The sequence below is a fragment of the Pseudomonas sp. AC252 genome (genome assembly GCF_979258105.1).
Genome location: NZ_OZ409837.1, coordinates 2,372,208 through 2,388,550, shown reverse-complemented (window position 1 = coordinate 2,388,550; position 16,343 = coordinate 2,372,208). Strand labels below are relative to the sequence as shown.

Sequence of the window (16,343 nt, the reverse complement as noted above, 5' to 3'; positions counted from 1 at the left end):
GACCATGCAAACTCGTGACGATATTTTCAACACCCTGCGCGATGCCCTGGTCGAGCTGTTCGAACTGGATCCGGCCCGTGTAAGCATGGACGCCAACCTGTATCAGGACCTGGAAATCGACAGCATCGACGCCGTCGACCTGATCGATCACATCAAACGCCAGACCGGGAAGAAAATCGCCGCCGAAGAATTCAAGTCGGTGCGCACTGTCGGTGACGTGGTCGAGGCGGTGTTCCGTCTGGTTCAACCGGCCGCATGAGCCGACTGATCGGCCTGGGCCTGCTGCTGGCCGGTCTGCTGTACCCCTTTGCGGTGTATTTCGGCATGGAGCATTTCGCCCCGTGGCAATTTGCGCTGCTGCTGGGCAGCCTGTGGCTGGCGCGCGCCCTGACCGGCGAACGCAAGCCCGGCAGCCTGTGGATGGCCTGCACAGCGATCGGGTTCTGCCTGTTGTTGGCGGTATTCGACAGTCCGCAGCTGTTGCGCTGGTACCCGGTGCTGATCAGCGCGTTCATGCTGGTGCTGTTCGGCGTGAGCCTGAAATACGGCCCGCCGATGGTCGAGCGCCTGGCGCGGTTGCGCGAGCCGGAACTGCCTGAGGTTGCCATTCGCTATACGCGCAAGGTGACGCTGGCCTGGAGCGTGTTTTTCTTTTGCAACGGTTTGTGCGCCGCCCTCCTCACTCTGTGGGCGCCGCTGGATTGGTGGATGTTGTACACCGGCCTGATCTCCTATGGATTGATCGGCCTGATGTTTGCCATTGAATGGCTGATACGACAACGGGTAAGAGGCCGTACATGAATTGGATAAAACTTGAGCAGCTGTTGCTCAAGGCACTGCCGGCACGGGCGATCTGCCATGCGCCGGCCCTCGATCACACGCAACTGCGGGAGCAGGCTCTGAGCGTTGCCGCAGGCCTGCAAAACCGGGGCGTGAAACGTCTGGCCGTGCATCTGGAAGATGCTGCCGACCTCGCCATCGCCCTGCTCGGTGCATGGCGTGCCGGCGTCAGCGTGTTGCTGCCGGCGGATCTGCAAGCGCAGACACGTCAGCGCTGGTCGCAGGAAGTCGATCTATGGCTGACCGATCAATCGGGCGACGCACAGGTGAACGACTTCACCCAACCCGGACTGCCCGGCGCCGCACTGGATCTGGATCAGTGTCGGCTGAGCCTGTGCACCTCCGGCTCCAGCGGCGAACCCAAGCGCATCGACAAGACCCTGCGCCAGTTGGCCAACGAGGTCGAAGCGCTGGAGCAGTTGTGGGGCGCTGACCTCGGTCAAGCCTGCATCATCGGCAGCGTCGCCACCCAACACATCTATGGCCTGCTGTTCCGCGTGTTGTGGCCACTGTGCGCCGGGCGCCCGTTTGTGCGCCGGCAACTGGCCTTTTCCGAAGACCTGCAGCGCGCCAGCCGCGAGCATCCGGCCTTTGCCTGGGTCGCCAGCCCGGCGCTGCTCAAGCGCATGGGCGACAACCTCGACTGGCCGGCCCTGAGCGCGGTGCGCCGGGTGTTTTCCTCCGGGGGCGCGTTGCCACTGGAGGCTGCGCAAAGCCTGCAACAGCGCTTGCAGCAATGGCCGACGGAAATCCTCGGCAGCTCGGAAACCGGCGGCATCGCCTGGCGTCAGGGCGAGTCGTTGTGGCAACCGTTTGCTGGCGTCGAACTGAGCCAGGACAGCGACGGCGCCCTGCTGATCGCCTCGCCTTACCTGCCTGCCGGCCATGTCGAACACAGCGCCGACGCCGCGCGCATCGCCGCCGATGGTCGTTTCGAACTGCTGGGGCGACTGGACCGCATCGTCAAACTGGAAGAAAAACGCATCTCGCTGCCGATGCTTGAGCAGGCCTTGGCAGCCCATGACTGGGTCGCCGAAGCGCGCCTCGGTGTGGTCCAGGAAAACCGCGCCTCGCTCGGTGCGCTGCTGGTGCTCAGCGAATCAGGCCTGTTCGCCCTGCGCGAGCATGGCCGCCGTGGCCTGACCGAGACCCTGCGCAAACATCTGAGCCAACATTGCGAAGCCCTCGCCCTGCCCCGACGCTGGCGCCTGCTGCGGCAAATGCCGTTGAACAGCCAGGGCAAACTGGCGCAAGCCGACGTCGAAGCGCTGCTGCTGGCCGCACGGCCGAAAGCCCCCGAAGTGCTGGAGCAGAGCGCAAGCGACGGCGAGTGGAGCCTGCAACTCAGCGTGCCGCCGGATCTGGCCTACTTCAGCGGACACTTTCCCAAGGCGCCGGTTTTACCCGGCGTGGTGCAGGTGGAGTGGGCGCTGAATCTGGGTCGGCAGTTACTGAAGCTGGACGGCGCGTTTGCCGGAATGGAAGTGCTGAAGTTCCAGCAACTGGTGCGCCCGGGGGATGCCATCCAGCTGCATCTGCGTTTCGATGCCGAGCGCGGCAAGTTGTATTTCGCTTATCGCAACGACACGGCGACGTGTTCCAGCGGACGCATTCTCCTGGGGCCTGCCCATGCATAACCCCTGCGCCGTGATCCCGGTGTACAACCACGAAACCGCGATCACCACCGTGGTCGATGCCCTGCTTGCACAAGGTCTGCCGTGCATTCTGGTCGACGATGCCAGCGAGCCGTCCTGCGCACGGGTGCTCGACGCCCTGGCCGAGCGCGACGGGGTTTTTCTGGTGCGTCTCACAGCCAATCAGGGCAAGGGCGGCGCGGTGATGACCGGTCTGCGTGAAGCCTCGCGTCTGGGTTACAGCCATGCTTTGCAGGTCGATGCCGACGGCCAGCACGATTTACACGACGTCGCGCGCTTCGTCGGCGAATCCCGCGCCCATCCCGAGGCGATGATCTGCGGTTATCCGCTGTACGACGAGAGCGTGCCGAAAGGCCGACTGTACGCGCGCTACCTGACGCACGTGATGGTGTGGATCAACAGCCTGTCGTTGCAGATTCGCGATTCGATGTGTGGCTTCCGCGTTTATCCACTGGCGCCGACTCTGGCGGTGATTGATTCGGCGAAAGTCGGCAAGCGCATGGATTTCGACTCGGACATTCTCGTGCGTCTGGCCTGGCGCAATCAGCCGATGCGCTGGCTGCAGACCAGCGTGCATTATCCGCTGGACGGCGTGTCGCACTTTCGCCTGTTCCACGACAACGCGCTGATCTCCAGCATGCACACGCGGCTGTTCTTCGGCATGTTGCTGCGTTGGCCAGTGATCCTCTGGCGGCGGTGGAAACCATGAGCGAAGAAGTCGACAAGAAGCACTGGGCCGACCGCGAAGAGCGCGGCAGTTTCCTGCTGATGAAATTCACCGCGCTCGCCGCCAAAGTCCTCGGCCGGCGACTGCTCAGTCCGTTGCTGTACGGCATCGTGCTGTATTTTTTCCTCTTCGGCCGCGTCGCCCGGCGCAGTGCCTGGCAGTACCAGCAGCGGCTGGCCGAGTGGAGCCGGCGCGACGACCTGCGCCCGAGCCACTGGCGGGTGTTCGGCCAGTTCATGACCTTTGCCGATTCGCTGCTCGACAAGCTCGACGTGTGGAACGGCAAGCTGAGCATCGAGCAGATCGAAATCATCGACCCGGCCCTGCTGCGCAAGCAGTTGCGTGGCAGTCGCGGGCAACTGCTGGTCGGCGCGCATCTGGGCAATCTCGAAGTCTGCCGCGCGCTGGCGGAGATCGGCGAAAAGGTCACCATGAACGTGCTGGTGCACACCAAGCATGCCGAGCAATTCAACCGCTTGCTCGGCGAGGCCGGGGCGACCAATCTGCGCCTGATCCAGGTCAGCGAACTCGACCCGGTGATCATGCTGCAACTGCATGAACGGCTGGAACGCGGCGAGTGGCTGGCGATTGCCGGCGACCGCGTGCCGCTGCACGGCGGGCGCAGCGTGATGGTGGATTTTCTCGGCCATCCGGCGCCATTTCCGCAAGGCCCGTGGTTGCTGGCCGGCCTGCTCAAGTGCCCGGTCAATCTGCTGATGTGCCTCAAGCAACCCGACGGCCACTATCGCCTGACCCTCGAACCGTTCGCCGACGCGGTGGTGTGGACACGCCGCGAGCGCGAGCAGGTCATTCATCAGTGGGCCACGCGCTACGCGCAGCGCCTGAGTCACTATTGCCTCGAAGCCCCGCAGCAATGGTTCAACTTTTACCCTTTCTGGAAGACCGATGACGACGCCAACCCATGAGCCGGTAACCTTCGGCGAACGCCCTTTGCGCATCGAAGACGTGCTGGCCCTGGCCAACCGTCAGGCGCCCGTGCAGTTGCAGGCTGACGCCGACTATCGCGAGCGCATCGCCAAGGGCGCGCGGTTTCTCGATTCGCTGCTGGACAAGGAAGGCGTGATCTACGGCGTCACCACCGGTTACGGCGATTCTTGCGTGGTCGCGGTGCCGCTGCATCACGTCGAGGCGCTGCCGCGTCATCTCTACACCTTTCATGGTTGCGGCCTGGGCAAACTGCTCGACGCGCAGGCGACCCGCGCGGTGCTGGCGGCGCGTTTGCAGTCGTTGTGTCACGGCGTTTCCGGGGTGCGCGTCGAACTGCTCGAGCGTCTGCACGCGTTTCTCGAATACGACATCCTGCCGTTGATTCCCGAAGAGGGTTCGGTGGGTGCCAGCGGCGATCTGACGCCGCTGTCCTATGTCGCCGCAACCCTGTCCGGCGAGCGCGAAGTGATGTTTCGTGGCGAACGTCGTCAGGCTGCCGACGTGCATCGCGAACTCGGCTGGACGCCGCTGGTGCTGCGCCCGAAAGAGGCGCTGGCGCTGATGAACGGCACAGCGGTGATGACCGGCCTCTCCTGCCTCGCCTTCGCTCGCGCCGATTACCTGCTGCAACTGGCCACGCGCATCACCGCGCTCAACGTCGTCGCGCTGCAAGGCAACCCGGAGCACTTCGACGAACGCCTGTTCGCAGCCAAACCGCACCCGGGACAGATGCAGGTCGCCGCGTGGCTGCGCAAGGATCTGGCAATCGACGCGCCGACTGCACCGCTGCATCGTCTGCAGGATCGCTACTCGCTGCGTTGCGCGCCGCATGTGCTCGGCGTGTTGGCCGACAGTCTGAACTGGCTGCGCGGCTTCATCGAAACCGAGCTGAACAGCGCCAACGACAACCCGATCATCGACGCCGAAGCCGAGCGCGTCCTGCATGGCGGGCACTTCTACGGCGGGCACATCGCGTTCGCCATGGACAGCCTGAAAAACCTTGTGGCCAACGTCGCCGATCTCCTCGATCGGCAACTGGCGCTGCTGGTCGACGAACGCTACAACCACGGCTTGCCGAGCAACCTCTCCGGCGCGCCAGCCGATCGGGCGATGATCAACCATGGCTTCAAAGCGGTGCAGATCGGCACCAGCGCCTGGACCGCCGAAGCGCTGAAAAACACCATGCCGGCCAGCGTGTTCTCGCGCTCCACCGAATGCCATAACCAGGACAAGGTGAGCATGGGCACCATCGCCGCCCGTGATGCGATTCGCGTGCTGGAGCTGACCGAACAGGTCGCCGCCGCCACCCTGCTTGCCGCCAACCAAGGCGTGTGGCTGCGCGCTCAAGCCTTCGATGCGCGTCCGCTGCCACCGGCGCTGGCGGCGATGCACGAAGAACTCGGCAAGGACTTCCCGCCGGTCATCGAAGACCGCGCACTGGAAGGCGAACTGCGCCTGTGCCTGCAACGCATCGCCGCGCAACACTGGAGGCTGCATGCGTAGTGCCGGAGTGCTTCACGCCGATACCGAGATTCTCGTGCCGTTTTTCGACGTCGACACCATGCACGTGGTCTGGCACGGCCATTACGTCAAATACCTCGAAGTGGCGCGCTGTGCGCTGCTGGACAAGATCGGCCACAACTACACGCACATGGTCGAGTCGGGTTACGCCTGGCCGATCATCGACCTGCAATTGCGCTACGTGCGCGGCGCGGTGTTCGGCCAGCGGCTGAACGTGCGAGCCAGTCTGGTCGAGTGGGAAAACCGTCTGAAGATCAATTACCTGATCACCGATCTGCAGACCGGCGAACGCCTGACTCGCGCCAGCTCAGTGCAGGTCGCTGTTGAAGTCAGCAGCCGCGAGATGCAACTGGCTTCACCAAAAGTCTTCACCGATGCCGTGGAAAGGATGCTGCGATGAATGTGTTTTTCAGAAGCCTCGGCGCGCTGGCGCTGCTGGCCGTGTCGTCATGGGCCAATGCCTTCGACCTGCAACAACTCAGTGAACAACTGGCGAAACCGGACGTGATCCACGGCCAGTTCATTCAGGAAAAACACCTGCGCGCCCTGCCGCAGCCGCTGGTCAGCAAGGGCAGCTTCGTCCTCGCCAAAAATCATGGCCTGCTGTGGCTGTTGAAAACCCCGTTGCAACAGGATTACCGCATCACCGCCAATGGCATTGCCCGCCGTGACGCCAGCGGCTGGCAACTGCTGCCGAACAAGAGCGCCGGTGCCGAGCAGAACCGGCTGTTTCTCGCCGTGCTGCAAGGTGACAGCAGCGGTCTGCAACGGGATTTCGAACTGGCCCTGAGCGGCACGGCGCAGCAGTGGCAACTGACCCTGACGCCGCGTTCGGTGCTGCTCAAGCAAGTGTTCAAGCAAATCAATATTGACGGCGGTGCTCTGGTGCAAAGCATCGAACTGCTGGAAACCCAGGGCGACAGCACACTGCTGCGCATGCAGGACAGCACGGCCGGGCAACCCCTGAGCGAAGCGGAGCAACATGACTTTGCCGAGTGAACGCAGGCTGCCCTGGCTGTTTCTGAGCCTGCTGCTGGCCGTCGTCGCGCTGGCTGCCTGGCAGTGGCGCGACGGTGCGCCGCTGTCGGCCAATCTCATGGAGCTGGTGCCTGGCACCAATCCAGACGCGCTGGAATTGCGCGCCGAGCAGCGCATGCAAGAGCCGCTCAACCGCGAAATGCTGGTGCTGGTCGGCCACGCCGATCGCCAGCAAGCGCTGACCATGGCTCAGCAACTGGGCGAACAATGGCAGGCCAGCGGTCTGTTCGAAACCGTGCAATGGAACCTGCAAGCCGACTTACCGGCGCTGCGCAAGCAATTGCTGCAAGGGCGTTTGGCGATGCTCTCGGCGGATGACCGGCAACTGCTCAGCGAGCATCCCGAGGTGTTCATTCAGCAGCGGGTGCAGGCGCTGTTCGACCCGTTCAACGGCTTTACCCTGGTGCCCAGCCAGGACGATTGGCTGGGCCTGACCGGACGCATCCAGAACAGCCAGCCAAAGCATGGCGCGGTGCAACTGGACATCGGCAGCGGCGCATTGGTCGCCGATGCCGACGGCAAGAGCTGGGTGATGCTGCGTGCACGCACCACCGGCAATGCCTTCGACATGAACCTGCCGCTGCAAGTGGCAGAGCTGCTCCAGCACAGCCGCGAGCAAGCGGCGCAAAGCGGCGTGCAGTTGCTCGCCGCCAGTGGCCTGCTCTATGCCGCCAACGGCCAGCAACAAGCTACCCGCGAAATGACCTGGGTCGGCGGTGGTGCGACGGTCGGCATTCTGCTGTTGCTGCTGTTGGCGTTTCGCCGCTGGGGCGTGCTGCTGGCGTTTGTGCCGGTGCTGGTCGGCATGCTGTTCGGCGCGGTGGCCTGCGTGGCGCTGTTCGGTCACATGCATGTGATGACGCTGGTGCTCGGCTCGAGTCTGATCGGCGTTGCCGTCGATTACCCGCTGCACTATCTGTCCAAGAGCTGGAGCTTCAAGCCCTGGCGCAGCTGGCCGGCCCTGCGCCTGACCTTGCCGGGACTGACCCTGAGCCTGATCACCAGCGTCATCGGCTATCTGGCGCTGGCGTGGACACCGTTCCCGGCATTGACGCAGATCGCGGTGTTCTCCGCTGCCGGCTTGCTCGGTGCCTATCTGTCGGCGGTCTGCCTGCTACCAGCGCTGCTGAGGAATGTCCAACTGCGCCCGGCGCAGTGGCCGCTGCGCCTGGCCGAACGCCTGATTCAGCTGCGCGAGGCACTGCTCGCTTGCATCCGCACGCCCGTGTTGCTGGCGCTGCTGATTGCCTTCTGCGTCGGCGGCCTGATGCAACTGCAGAGCAAAAACGACATCCGCCAATGGGTCGGTGCGCCGCAGCATCTGACCGACGAAGCGCAGACCATCGCGCGCATCACCGGGTATCAACCGACCAGCCAGTTCTTCCTCGTCCGTGCGGCCAATCAGGAGCAGTTGCTCGAGCGCCAGGCGGCGCTGAGCGAGCGGCTGCAGCAACTGGTCAACCTCGACAAACTGCAAGGTTTTCTGGCCCTCGATCAACTGGTCAGCGCGCCGAGTCAGCAACAGCAGGTGCGCGAATCACTGAACAAGCTGCCGTCGTTCTGGCAACCGCTGCTCGATCTCGGCGTGCCAGCGGCGGCTTTGCAAAACGAACTGCAGCAGTTACAGACGCTGCCTACTGAAGACATCGACGCCGCGCTGGCCGGCCCGCTCGGTGAGCCGTACCGCACGCTATGGCTTGGCCCGACTGACGACGGCGTTGCGGCAATGACCAGCCTGCAGGGCTTGAACAATCCGTCGTTGCTGCGGGTGCAGGCGCTCGATTTGCCGGGGGTGGTGCTGGTTGATCGTCTCGGTGACCTGAACAAGGTCTTTGCCGCCACACAGGTCAGCGCCGCTGAACTGAAACTCGCCTCCTGCGTGTTGATCGTGCTGGTGCTGATGCTGCCGTTCGGCCTGACCGGCGCGCTGCGTATCGTTGCCCTGCCGCTGCTGGCGGCGCTGTGCAGTCTGGCCAGCCTCGGCTGGCTCGGTCAGCCGCTGACCCTGTTCAGCCTGTTCGGCCTGTTGCTGGTGACGGCGATCAGCGTCGATTACGCGATCCTCATGCGCGAGCAGGTCGGCGGTGCAGCGGTGAGCCTGCTCGGCACCTTGCTCGCTGCGCTGACAACGTGGCTGTCGTTCGGCCTGCTGGCGGTGTCCAGCACGCCAGCGGTGAGCAATTTCGGCTTGTCGGTGAGCCTGGGGCTGGCGTTCAGCTTCATGCTCGCGCCATGGGCCGGGCGCCACGAACCGGCTGCGGAGCCAAGCGCATGATGGTCTTCGGCTTCTGGTTGCTGGCCTTGGCGCTGTTTGCGCTGGCGACCCGGGTCGGCCGCCATGTCGGCCTGATTCCGATCGTCAGTCAGTTGCTGCTGGCGAGCTTCGGTTTGCCGTTGCTGATGTACTTCTGGATCGAACCGGGCTGGCAGCTCAGCGGCGCACAGCTGATCGCACCGGACTGGTTGAAAAACCTCTACAGCCTGAGCTTCGCCTTGCTGCTTGGGCATATCCTCAGCGACGTCATCGACCTGCGTCTGGATCGCCAGAGCGTAAAAATCGCCGTGCCGAGTTTCGCTGTGCCGTTCGCTTGCGGGCTGGCGGTCGCGTATTGGTTGCTGCCGTCGCAGCCGTGGCTCAACGCACTCGCCATCGGCCTGGTCTTCGCGATTACGGCGATCCCGGTGTTGTACCTGTATTTGCGTCACATCGATTACCCGCCCGCTGCCACCCGGCGTCTGGTGCAGACCGCGATCCTTATCGACCTGATCTGCTGGACGCTGTTCGGCCTCGCCCAAGGCAGCCTGCACTTGAGCAGCCTGTTGCTGCCCGTGGCCATGGCCGGCGTGCCGCTGCTTTTGCACCTGCTGCGCGTGCGTCGCCCGCTGACTTACAGCCTCGGCTTCTTCGCGTTGCTGGTGATGGCGGAGCATTACAAACTCAACGCGCTGATTTTCGGCATCGGCTATCTGCTGTGCATGGCGCTGCTGAAAGTGCCGTTGGTGCTGCCGCTGCCGACGCGCTGGATGAGCCGCTTGCAGACGTGGATCGCGATCCCGCTGATCCTCACGTTCGGCATCGTCCAGATCGACGTGCACAGCGCCCTCGCCAGCCTAGACGCCGGGCAGTGGGCGGCGCTGCTGCTGTTGCCGATTGCCAGTAAACTGCTCGGCAACTGGCTCGGCCTCGGTTGGGCGGGCGCCTCGTTTGCCGGCGCCAGCCGCTGGCGCGAAAGCGTGCTGCTGAACATTCGCGGCCTCAGCGAAATCGTCTTTCTCAACCTGTTGTTGCAACAACAGCTCATCACCCCGGCGCTGTATTTCGCGCTGATGCTGATGGGCCTGATCGCGACGCTGCTGCCGGCCCTTAGCGGCCTGCATCGCGCGCCCCTGAATCTGAACAGTCCCTTGCCCCGGAGCTCACGTGCCAATCGTTGAAATGGAATCCCGTCAGGTCGTGATCATCGGTGCCGGCCCGTCCGGCGCTATCGCCGCCGCCCTGCTCAAGCGCAAGGGCCACGATGTGCTGGTGCTCGAGCGCCAGCACTTCCCGCGCTTTTCGATCGGCGAAAGCCTGCTTAGTCACTGCCTGGATTTCGTCGAAGAAGCCGGCATGCTCGACGCCGTCAACGCCGCTGGTTTCCAGCGCAAGACCGGCGCGGCGTTTGCCTGGGGCGAGCGTTACAGCGCTTTCGATTTTGGCGACACCTTCACCGCTGGCAAGCCGACCACGTTCCAGGTGCAGCGCGCCGATTTCGACAAGTTGCTGGCCGATCAAGCGGCACTGCAAGGCGCAGAAATCCGCTATGGCGATGCGATCGTCAGCGTCGATTTCGATCAGGCGAAACCATTCCTTGATGTGCGTCGCGAAGACGGCAGCGAGTACCGCGTCGAAGCCGATTTCGTCCTGGACGCCAGCGGCTATGGCCGCGTGTTGTCGCGTCTGCTCGACCTCGAAGCGCCTTCGAATTTCCCGGTGCGTCAGGCGGTGTTCACCCACGTTGAAGATCACATCGACAACCCGGCGTTCGACCGCGAAAAGATCCTCGTCACCACACATCCCGAGCATCGCGATGTGTGGTTCTGGACCATCCCGTTCAGCAACGGCCGCTGCTCGGTGGGCGTGGTGGCTGCCGCCGAGCACTTCGCCGGTCGCGATGCCGATCTCGATGTCTGCCTGCGCAGTTTTATCGCCGAGACGCCAAGCCTCGCCGGGGTTCTCAATAACGCGGTCTGGGACACCCCGGCGCGCACTCTCGGCGGCTACGCGGCCAACGTGAAAACCCTGCACGGCCCGGGCTTTGCGCTGCTGGGCAACGCCGCAGAATTTCTCGACCCGGTGTTCTCCTCCGGCGTGACCATCGCCATGCGTTCGGCGAGCATGGCCGCTGGCGTACTGCACCGTCAGTTGCAGGGTGAAACGGTGGACTGGCAAAGCGAATTTGCCGAGCCGTTGAAACGCGGCGTCGACACCTTCCGCTGCTACGTCGAAGGCTGGTACGCCGGCACTTTCCAGGACGTGATTTTCTATGAGGACAGCCAGGCGGAGATTCGCCGGATGATCTGCTCGATCCTCGCCGGTTACGCCTGGGACGAGCGCAACCCGTTCGTCAGTGAAGCGCGGCGCCGGCTGAAGATGATTTCCCAACTCTGCGCGCAGGACACCCCATGAATTACCTGAGCGACAGCTACGTCGAGGAAACCCGCTTTGGTCTCTGGTTCCTGCGCAGCCACACCTGGCAGCACCATGTCCTGCGTGTGGCGATCAACGACCTGCGTGGTTTGTTCAGTGAAGCGCTGCCGGAACACCCGGTGCTGCTGGACGCCGGTTGCGGGCAGGGCAAGTCGTTCGGCCACCTGCGCCAGACCTTCGCCCCGCAGCGCCTGATCGGCGTCGACGCCGACCCGCACAGCCTGCAACTCAGCGCCGAAGAGGCCGCGCGCCTGGGCATGCCGGTCGAGTTGATCGGCAGCGATTGCGCCACGCTTCAAGTCGCCGATGACAGTGTCGATCTGCTGTTCTGTCACCAGACCTTTCATCACTTGGTCGAGCAGGAAAAGGCCCTGGCGGAGTTCTATCGCGTACTGAAACCGGGCGGCTATCTGCTGTTCGCCGAGTCCACCGAGGCTTACATTGATACCTGGGTAATTCGCTGGCTGTTCCGCCATCCGATGCATGTGCAGAAGAGCGCCGCCGGCTATCTGCAGATGATCCGCGAGCAGGGTTTCGAGTTTGCCGAGCGCAATGTGTCCTACCCGTATCTGTGGTGGAGCCGGTCGAAGGATTTCGGTTTGCTGGAGCGGTTGCGTTTGAGCAAACCCAAGCCATTCGGTGAGCGTGAAGAGACGCTGGTGAATGTTGTTGCGCGCAAGCCATTGCAAGGTGACACCTGATGCACCACTTTCGACCTGAATACATTGGTCCCTGTGGGAGCTGGCTTGCCAGCGATGGCGGTGTGTCTGTCAAAAAAAATGCTGGATGTGCCGACGCCATCGCTGGCAAGCCAGCTCCCACAAGGTTTGCGGTGTGGTTAGTATTGGTGCTAGTTGCCTTGCTCAGCGCCTGCGCCAGCCAGCCGCCACTACCCGCAGCCAACCCGACTTTGCCCCTGCCGCTGCAACTGCACATCGAACGCGAGCAAGCCGGACAGCGGCAGGACTGGCTGCTGGTGATCCAGCACGAAGGCGCCGGCACGCGTTGGTCGATGATGGATCCGCTGGGCATTCCCCTGGCCCGTCAGCAGCTGATCGACGGACACTGGCAGGCCGACGGTCTGCTGCCGCCGAACCCGGAAGCGCGGGAATTGTTCGCCGCATTGCTGTTCGCCCTGACGCCGTCCGCCGAGCTGCTGCGCAACTATCCCGACGCCCGGCAACAGGCCGATCAGCGTTCACTGCCGGCGCGCTGGAACATCCGCTATTCACAACCGTTGAGCTTCCAATTGAATCTGCCTCAAGGCCCGCACTATCGCGTTTCCCAGTTAGGTGAATCGACGCCATGACCGCTTACCTGAATGCCCTCGGCGTGATCTGCGCTTTGGGCCGCGACAAGTCTGAAGTCGCGCGCAATCTGTTTGCCGGCGACTGCTCGGGGATGCGCCGCGATACCGGCTGGGTCGCTGAACGTGAGCTGCCTGTCGCGGGCGTGCACGGTGAATTGGCGCCGATCCCCGCCGAACTGCTCGAACACAGCAGTCGCAACAATCAGCTGCTGTTGGAAGCCGCGCTGCAAGTCCGCGCTGACATCGATCGCGCGATCCAGACCTATGGCCGTGAGCGCATCGGCGTGGTGCTCGGCACCAGCACCTCGGGCATCGACGAGGCCAGTCGGGGTCTGGCGCATTACATCCGCGAGCAGCAGTTTCCCCGCGAATACGACTATCGCCAGCAGGAACTCGGTGCCCCGGCGAATTTCCTTGCCGAATGGCTACAACTGAGCGGCCCGGCCTACGTGATTTCCACTGCCTGTACCTCCAGTGCCCGCGCGCTGATGAGCGCCCAGCGCCTGCTCGATCTGGGCCTGTGCGATGCGGTGCTGTGCGGCGGCGTCGACAGTCTGTGCAAGCTCACGTTGAACGGTTTTTCTTCGCTGGAAGCCGTTTCAGATGAACGCTGCAATCCGTTCTCCGCCAACCGCAACGGCATCAATATTGGCGAAGCAGCGGTGCTGTTCGTGATGAGCAAACAGCGCGGCGAAGGCCCGGGCATCGCACTGTTGGGTGCGGGCGCCAGCTCGGATGCGCACCATATTTCCGCGCCGGAGCCGAGCGGTCGCGGCGCCCTGCAAGCGATGCAAAAAGCCCTTGGCCGCGCGCATCTGCAAGCCGGGCAAATCAACTACCTGAACCTGCACGGCACCGCCACTGCGCACAACGACGCCATGGAAAGTCTGGCGGTCGCGGCGCTGTTTCCCGACGGCGTCGCCTGCTCGTCAACCAAACCGCTGACCGGTCACACCCTCGGCGCCGCCGGCGCGCTGGAAGCGGCGTTCTGCTGGCTGAGCCTGAGTGCCGAAAACCCTGAACAGGCGTTGCCGCCGCACATCTGGGATGGCCAGGCCGATCCCGCGCTGCCGCCACTCAAGTGGGTGACCGCGAGCGAACGCCTGACGTCCATTGCACCGCGCTACCTGATGAGCAACTCGTTTGCCTTCGGCGGCAACAACGTCAGCCTGATTATCGGAGACGCCCCATGAGCCACTGGCCGCTCGCCGAACTGCTGCCGCACGCCGGCGACATGATCCTGATCGACGCCATCGAGCGCTTCGACGACGAGCAGATTTTCACCCGCCTCACGGTCAAGCCCGACGGCCTGTTCAACCTGCCCGACGGCAGCCTGCCGGCGTGGGTCGGCGTCGAGCTGATGGCGCAGAGCGTCGCCGCTTTCGCCGGTTGCCACGCCCGGCAAAAAGGCAATCAGGTGGAGCTGGGTTTTCTCCTCGGCACGCGCAAATTCGAGTGCAACGTTGAAGCCTTTGCGGCCGGCAGCGAGCTGACCATCCATGGTCTGCGCTCACTGGAGGACGACAACGGCATGGGCGTGTTCGAATGCCATATCCACGGCAACGGCATACTTGCCAGCGCTCGGCTCAACGTTTTCCGTCCACCCGAAGCCAACCAATATCTGCAACAGACAAAGGAGTCGCACGATGACTGAATCCGTACTGGTCACCGGCTCCAGCCGTGGCATCGGCCGCGCCATTGCCTTGCGTCTGGCGCAGGCGGGGCATGACATCGTCCTGCATTGCCGCAGCGGCATGACCGAAGCCCAAGCGGTGCAGGCCGAAATCGAAGCACTGGGTCGCCGTGCGCGCATCCTGCAATTCGACGTCGCCGACCGCGAAGCCTGCAGAAGCATTCTCGAGGGCGACGTCGAAAACCACGGCGCCTATTACGGCGTAGTGCTCAACGCCGGGCTGACCCGCGACGGCGCGTTTCCGGCGCTGAGCGATGACGATTGGGACGTGGTCCTGCGCACCAACCTCGACGGTTTCTACAACGTTCTGCACCCGGTGATGATGCCGATGATCCGTCGTCGCGCCGCCGGACGCATCGTCTGCATCACCTCGGTGTCAGGCCTGATCGGCAACCGTGGGCAAGTCAATTACAGCGCCTCGAAGGCCGGCGTGATCGGTGCGGCAAAGGCGTTGGCGATCGAGTTGGGCAAGCGCAAAATCACCGTTAACTGCGTCGCCCCCGGCCTGATCGACACGGCCATGCTCGACGAAAACGTGCCGGTGGAGGAACTGATGAAAATGATCCCCGCGCAGCGCATGGGCACCCCGGAAGAAGTGGCCGCTGCGGTGAATTTCCTGATGTCGGCGGAAGCCTCGTACATCACCCGCCAGGTGCTGGCGGTCAACGGAGGCCTGTGCTGATGAAGCGCGTCGTCGTCACCGGCATGGCCGGCATCACCTCGCTGGGCAGCGATTGGCCGACCATTGCCGGCAATTTCGCAGCCAATCGCAGCGGCATTCGCCGCATGGACGAGTGGGATCGCTTCACTGAGCTCAATACGCGTCTGGCCGGGCCCATCGATGATTTTCTCGTGCCGTCGCACTGGACCCGCAAGCAGTTGCGCAGCATGGGCCGGGTTTCGCGACTGGCGGTCGGGGCAGCAGAAAAGGCTCTGGCCGATGCAGGCCTGCTCGGTGACGAATCGATCAAGGACGGGCGCATGGGCGTCGCTTGTGGCTCGTCCACCGGCAGCACTGACGAAATCAAAGCGTTCGGCAACATGCTGCTCAACTCGGTGGCCGAGGGGCTGAACGCCAACTCCTACGTGCGGATGATGCCGCACACCACCGCCGCCAATATCAGCATCTTCTTCGGCCTCACCGGCCGCCTGATTCCGACGTCCAGCGCCTGCACCAGCGGCAGCCAGGGCATCGGCTATGCCTACGAGGCAATCAAGTTCGGCCGCTTGCCATTGATGCTCGCCGGCGGCGCCGAAGAACTGTGCCCGACCGAAGCCATGGTGTTTGACGCGCTTTACGCCACCAGCCTGAAAAACGATGCGCCACAGACCAGCCCACGCCCGTACGACAAGGGCCGCGACGGTCTGGTGATCGGCGAAGGCGGCGGCATGCTCGTGCTTGAGGAGCTGGAACACGCCCTCGCCCGTGGCGCACGTATTCACGCGGAAATCGTCGGTTTTGGCAGCAACGCCGACGGTCAGCACACTACGCGTCCAGAGCAAGTGACCATGCGCCGCGCCATGGAGCTGGCGCTGGAAGACGCCGGGCTGGCGCCAGAGGCCATCGGTTATGTAAATGGCCATGGCACGGCTACAGAACAGGGCGACATCGCTGAAACGCTGGCCACCAACAGCCTGTTTGGCGAACACATGCCGATCAGCTCGCAGAAGAGTTTCCTCGGCCACACCCTCGGCGCCTGCGGTGCGCTGGAGTCGTGGTTCAGCATCGAGATGATGAATCGCGATCAGTACGTGCACACCTTCAACCTCGACGAGGTCGACCCGCACTGCGGCAAGCTCGATTACCTGCGCGGCGAATTCCGCCAGATGCACCACGACTACGTGATGAACAACAATTTCGCTTTCGGCGGCGTCAACACTTCGTTGATATTCCGCCGCTGGGCATAACCGAATCAATCCAG

At 63.6% G+C, this 16,343-nt stretch carries 17 protein-coding genes; all 17 read left to right on the top strand.

All coding sequences use genetic code 11. The features are described 5' to 3' along the window. Window positions 1-4: 4 nt before the first annotated feature. Genes ACZZZ4_RS11050 through ACZZZ4_RS10970 form a run of 17 tightly spaced genes read left to right on the top strand, consistent with a single transcriptional unit; the run spans window position 5 to window position 16,329 of the window. Window positions 5-259 carry an acyl carrier protein gene (locus ACZZZ4_RS11050; protein WP_016772026.1) on the top strand — a complete coding sequence of 85 codons (255 nt, stop codon included), beginning with the start codon at window positions 5-7 and terminating at the stop codon, window positions 257-259. Beyond that, window positions 256-801, top strand: a complete 546-nt coding sequence (locus ACZZZ4_RS11045) for a COG4648 family protein (RefSeq protein WP_129998239.1) — start codon at window positions 256-258, stop codon at window positions 799-801. Before ACZZZ4_RS11050 ends, ACZZZ4_RS11045 begins: the two co-directional genes overlap by 4 nt. Next, the gene (locus tag ACZZZ4_RS11040; RefSeq protein WP_463547809.1) at window positions 798-2,477 is read left to right on the top strand and encodes an AMP-binding protein; all 1,680 of its coding nucleotides are present in this window, start codon (window positions 798-800) and stop codon (window positions 2,475-2,477) included. The genes ACZZZ4_RS11045 and ACZZZ4_RS11040 overlap by 4 nt, the downstream gene beginning before the upstream one ends. Next, window positions 2,470-3,204 (top strand): glycosyltransferase family 2 protein, encoded by a 735-nt coding sequence (locus tag ACZZZ4_RS11035; protein WP_463547808.1) that lies wholly within the window; start codon window positions 2,470-2,472, stop codon window positions 3,202-3,204. The genes ACZZZ4_RS11040 and ACZZZ4_RS11035 overlap by 8 nt, the downstream gene beginning before the upstream one ends. Continuing rightward, the gene (locus ACZZZ4_RS11030; protein WP_463547807.1) at window positions 3,201-4,148 is read left to right on the top strand and encodes an LpxL/LpxP family acyltransferase; all 948 of its coding nucleotides are present in this window, start codon (window positions 3,201-3,203) and stop codon (window positions 4,146-4,148) included. Before ACZZZ4_RS11035 ends, ACZZZ4_RS11030 begins: the two co-directional genes overlap by 4 nt. Beyond that, window positions 4,129-5,673 carry an HAL/PAL/TAL family ammonia-lyase gene (locus ACZZZ4_RS11025; RefSeq protein WP_463547806.1) on the top strand — a complete coding sequence of 515 codons (1,545 nt, stop codon included), beginning with the start codon at window positions 4,129-4,131 and terminating at the stop codon, window positions 5,671-5,673. Before ACZZZ4_RS11030 ends, ACZZZ4_RS11025 begins: the two co-directional genes overlap by 20 nt. Next, window positions 5,666-6,091, top strand: a complete 426-nt coding sequence (locus ACZZZ4_RS11020; RefSeq protein ID WP_039756713.1) for an acyl-CoA thioesterase — start codon at window positions 5,666-5,668, stop codon at window positions 6,089-6,091. The genes ACZZZ4_RS11025 and ACZZZ4_RS11020 overlap by 8 nt, the downstream gene beginning before the upstream one ends. After that, window positions 6,088-6,690, top strand: coding sequence for an outer membrane lipoprotein carrier protein LolA (locus ACZZZ4_RS11015; protein ID WP_039756710.1), 603 nt, complete (start codon window positions 6,088-6,090; stop codon window positions 6,688-6,690). The genes ACZZZ4_RS11020 and ACZZZ4_RS11015 overlap by 4 nt, the downstream gene beginning before the upstream one ends. Further along, entirely contained in the window at window positions 6,674-9,004 is a 2,331-nt protein-coding gene (locus ACZZZ4_RS11010; RefSeq protein WP_463547805.1) for an MMPL family transporter, read from the top strand. Before ACZZZ4_RS11015 ends, ACZZZ4_RS11010 begins: the two co-directional genes overlap by 17 nt. Beyond that, window positions 9,001-10,164, top strand: coding sequence for a cation:proton antiporter (locus tag ACZZZ4_RS11005; protein ID WP_463547804.1), 1,164 nt, complete (start codon window positions 9,001-9,003; stop codon window positions 10,162-10,164). Before ACZZZ4_RS11010 ends, ACZZZ4_RS11005 begins: the two co-directional genes overlap by 4 nt. Continuing rightward, the gene (locus ACZZZ4_RS11000) at window positions 10,151-11,398 is read left to right on the top strand and encodes an NAD(P)/FAD-dependent oxidoreductase (RefSeq protein ID WP_129998246.1); all 1,248 of its coding nucleotides are present in this window, start codon (window positions 10,151-10,153) and stop codon (window positions 11,396-11,398) included. Before ACZZZ4_RS11005 ends, ACZZZ4_RS11000 begins: the two co-directional genes overlap by 14 nt. After that, complete coding sequence (locus ACZZZ4_RS10995) at window positions 11,395-12,120, top strand: class I SAM-dependent methyltransferase (protein ID WP_463547803.1); 726 nt, start codon at window positions 11,395-11,397, stop codon at window positions 12,118-12,120. Before ACZZZ4_RS11000 ends, ACZZZ4_RS10995 begins: the two co-directional genes overlap by 4 nt. Next, window positions 12,120-12,728: a hypothetical protein gene (locus ACZZZ4_RS10990; RefSeq protein WP_463547802.1), complete on the top strand. Its 609-nt coding sequence runs from the start codon at window positions 12,120-12,122 to the stop codon at window positions 12,726-12,728. The genes ACZZZ4_RS10995 and ACZZZ4_RS10990 overlap by 1 nt, the downstream gene beginning before the upstream one ends. Then, window positions 12,725-13,921, top strand: coding sequence for a beta-ketoacyl-[acyl-carrier-protein] synthase family protein (locus tag ACZZZ4_RS10985; RefSeq protein WP_463547801.1), 1,197 nt, complete (start codon window positions 12,725-12,727; stop codon window positions 13,919-13,921). The genes ACZZZ4_RS10990 and ACZZZ4_RS10985 overlap by 4 nt, the downstream gene beginning before the upstream one ends. Continuing rightward, window positions 13,918-14,382, top strand: coding sequence for a hotdog family protein (locus ACZZZ4_RS10980; RefSeq protein WP_415763862.1), 465 nt, complete (start codon window positions 13,918-13,920; stop codon window positions 14,380-14,382). Before ACZZZ4_RS10985 ends, ACZZZ4_RS10980 begins: the two co-directional genes overlap by 4 nt. Then, window positions 14,375-15,103, top strand: coding sequence for a 3-oxoacyl-ACP reductase FabG (gene fabG / locus ACZZZ4_RS10975; protein WP_039756699.1), 729 nt, complete (start codon window positions 14,375-14,377; stop codon window positions 15,101-15,103). The genes ACZZZ4_RS10980 and fabG overlap by 8 nt, the downstream gene beginning before the upstream one ends. Next, complete coding sequence (locus ACZZZ4_RS10970; RefSeq protein WP_129998250.1) at window positions 15,103-16,329, top strand: beta-ketoacyl-ACP synthase; 1,227 nt, start codon at window positions 15,103-15,105, stop codon at window positions 16,327-16,329. Before fabG ends, ACZZZ4_RS10970 begins: the two co-directional genes overlap by 1 nt. Window positions 16,330-16,343: the final 14 nt, after the last annotated feature.